4 protein-coding genes are annotated in these 3,124 nt (G+C 66.1%); all 4 read left to right on the forward strand.

Features of this window, described 5'->3' with window-relative positions; translation table 11 throughout:
• A partial coding sequence (pgeF, locus tag VGL40_08315) for a peptidoglycan editing factor PgeF (GenBank protein HEY3315259.1) occupies positions 1–620 on the forward strand: 620 nt, incomplete at its 5' end.
• Positions 589–1,887 (forward strand): HlyD family efflux transporter periplasmic adaptor subunit, encoded by a 1,299-nt coding sequence (locus VGL40_08320; protein ID HEY3315260.1) that lies wholly within the window; start codon positions 589–591, stop codon positions 1,885–1,887. The genes pgeF and VGL40_08320, both read left to right, overlap by 32 nt.
• Before the next feature lie 47 nt (positions 1,888–1,934).
• Positions 1,935–2,627: a YggS family pyridoxal phosphate-dependent enzyme gene (locus tag VGL40_08325; GenBank protein ID HEY3315261.1), complete on the forward strand. Its 693-nt coding sequence runs from the start codon at positions 1,935–1,937 to the stop codon at positions 2,625–2,627.
• A 33-nt stretch (positions 2,628–2,660) separates the two neighbouring features.
• On the forward strand, positions 2,661–3,124 hold a 464-nt coding region (locus VGL40_08330), incomplete at its 3' end, for a cell division protein SepF (GenBank protein ID HEY3315262.1).

Consider the following 3,124-nt stretch of genomic DNA (forward strand, 5'->3'; position numbering starts at 1 on the left):
GCGAGCGAGGCACGGCCATCCCCGGCGCCGACGCGCTGATCACCGATGAGCCCGGATTGACGCTGCTCATCGGCTGCGCCGACTGCGTTCCCGTCTACCTGGTCGACCCCGACCTACCGTCGATCGGTTTGGCCCACGCCGGATGGCGAGGCACGGTCGGGCGCATTGCCGCCAAGACGTTGGAAGCCATGGCCCAGGCTTTCGGGACCAGGTCGGGCCGGGTCCTGGCGGCCATCGGCCCATCCATCGGGTCCTGCTGTTACGAGGTGGATGAGGCGGTCGCCGGTCCACTGAGGGAGGCGTTTCCCGAGGATTGGCCGCTCCTCCTCGATCCGGGTTTGCGGCCCGGACGGTGGCAGTGCGACCTATGGGCGGCCAACCGGACGGCCCTGATCCAGGCGGGGGTGGCGGCGGACCGGATCCGGGTCGCCTCCCTGTGCACCGCCTGCAACCACGAGACGTTCTTCTCCCATCGGGCCTCGGGTGGTCGGGCCGGGAGAATGGCCGCCCTGCTGGCTCTGAACGACAGCGAGTCGGGTCGGGGTCCAGATGACCAAGGCAGTCTGAAGGATGGAGAGGGAGACAGGGGTGGGCCGCAAGAAGAAGAGGGTCGCCGGTAAGAAGGCGTCATCATCGCGGTCTGGCTCGCGTCGGCGACGCTCCGCGGCCGACCGGTCCCGGCTGGTCCTCTATGTCCTCGTCGCGGCGATCCTCCTGATCAGCTTCCCATGGCTCCGCCGGGTGGTTTCCGGCCAGCTCATCCGAATGGTTTCGGCCGAGCAGGGGGTGATCGAACTGGTCGCCCCCGGCGACGGCTTGGTGGTCAGGGGAGAGACCTCGGTCTCGACGCCCATCGCCGGTACCCTCACCATCCTCCAGGCCGAAGGAAGCCGGGTCCGGGTGGGCACCCCGATCGGTCGGATCACCAACAACGAAGCCCGCGGTCAGGCCGAGGGGCAGGCCCAGGCGGCCGAAGGGCGGCTGGCCGAATACCGTGCGGCCAAGGCCGCTCAAGTCGCCGAGCTGACGACCGCCCTGGCCGACCTCGACCGGCGGGTGAACACCGCCCTGATCGAGGTCCAGAAAGCCTCGTTCAAGCTCGACCTGAAGGCCCTGGACGCGGCGGCTGCTTTGGCCCGCAAGCTCTCTCAAACTAGAGCCGAGACGTCCGGGCGGCTGGAGGCGGTCAAGAGCGGAGAGAAGGCCCTCGAGCAAGAGGCGGCGGCGGCCCGGGCCTTGGTCGACAAGGCCAACACCGAACTAACCGCCCCGGCCGCCGGCGTTGTTTCCTTCATCCGTGACGGCCTGGAATCCGAGATGACCCCGGCCTCCCTGGCCTCCCTCAACGGCAAGAAGGTCATGGCCTCCACCCCGCAGGCGACGGTGGTCAAGAACGGCGACGCGGTCAAGGCCGGTCAGTCGGTCTTCAAGATAATCGATTCGATCCGGGTCTACGTGGCGGTCGTCCTTCCCTCCGAGCAACTGTCGTCGGTCCAAGGGAAGACGATGGTCACCATCCGCTTTCCCGAACTAAAGGGTCAGGCGGTGGCCGCCGCCGTTGAGCGAGTAGGCCAACGCGAGCGCAACGGTTACGGCTTGGCCGTCTTCAGCACCGACCAGTTCCTGACCGAATTCGCCACCCAGCGGCGGACGCCGGTCCAAGTGGTCAAAGACAGCTTCGCCGGGGTCATCGTGCCCCGCGGGGCCCTGGCCAAACGGGACGGGCAGGACGGTGTCTTTATCCTGCGAAAGAGCCAGGTGGTCTTCAAGCCGGTGACGGTCCTCGGGGGGGACGGCCGCCGGTCGGCCGTCGAGGGCATCCAGGGGGGCGCCCAGGTGGTCACCAACCCGTGGCTGGTAATCGGCACGGAACAGCAGATCCAATGATTCGGATTGGGTGATTTCTTGACCCAATGACTCTGGAGGGAGCATCCTTGGCATCGAGCATCGCCGCCAACCTGGCCGTGGTCAGGGGGCGGATCGCCGGGGCCGCGGCTCGGGCGGGCCGCGACCCGGCCGGCGTGACAATCGTCGCCGTGACCAAGACGGTCGGGCCCGACGTCATTCGGGAAGCCGTCGAGGCCGGCCTGACCGACCTCGGTGAGAACCGGGCCCAGGAGTTCCGCGACAAACACAAGCTTCTCGGACCCTTGGCCCGCTGGCATTTCATTGGACAACTGCAGACCAATAAGATAAAATACTTGGTAGAAAAGGTAAGCCTCATCCATTCGCTCGACCGGATGGCCGCCGTCGTTGAGCTTGATCGCCTCGCCCAGAAGGTGGGCTTACAGCAGCGGGTCTTGGTCGAGGTCAATGTCTCGGGGGAAGTTAGCAAGTCGGGGGTCCGCGCCGATGAGGCGGTCGCACTGCTAGAATCCATGCGGCCTTTTGCCGGTGTGCGTGTCTGCGGCCTGATGACCGTGGCCCCCATCGTTGATGACCCCGAAGCGGCCAGGCCCTTCTTCCGGCGGCTTCGCGAGCTCGCCGAGAACATCCGTGCGCGCGGCTGGCCCGAGATCGAGATGAGCTACCTGTCCATGGGCATGAGCGGGGATTTCCCAGTGGCCGTCGAAGAAGGAGCCAACATCGTCCGGATCGGCACGGCTATCTTCGGACCGCGAAGCTAAGGCGCAATCACCACCCGGAGGTGGCAACACAAGATGGCCAAGGGTTTCATGGAGAGGATCCTCAACTTCTTGGGGTTCGAACAAGAGGAAGTTGAGATCGAGGAAGAGGCCTACGAACCGGCCCCCCCGCCTCAAGAGGCCGAGCCCGAGAAGCCGAGGGGCCGGGGACGCGGGGCGGTCGTCAACCTCCCGGCGGCTAAGCCGATCAAGGTCGTGGTGGTTGAGCCGAAGTCCTTCGACGAGGTGGAGAACATCGCCGAGAACCTCAAGAACCGACGGCCGATCATTGTCAACCTCGAGGAGGTCGATAAGGAGCTGGCCCGTCGGGTGATCGACTTCCTCAGCGGCACGGCCTTCGCCATCGACGGGATCACCCAGCGGATCTCGGCAGGGGTCTTCCTGTTTGCGCCGAATAGCGTCGATGTGACCTCGATGGTCAGAGACCGCTCGGTTTTCGGGGAAGCGGCCGCCGCCCGTGACGACGAGGGCTTCCCGTG

The sequence above is a fragment of the Bacillota bacterium genome, assembly GCA_036504675.1.
GTDB lineage: Bacteria > Bacillota > Sulfobacillia > JAJYWN01 > JAJZPE01 > DASXUT01.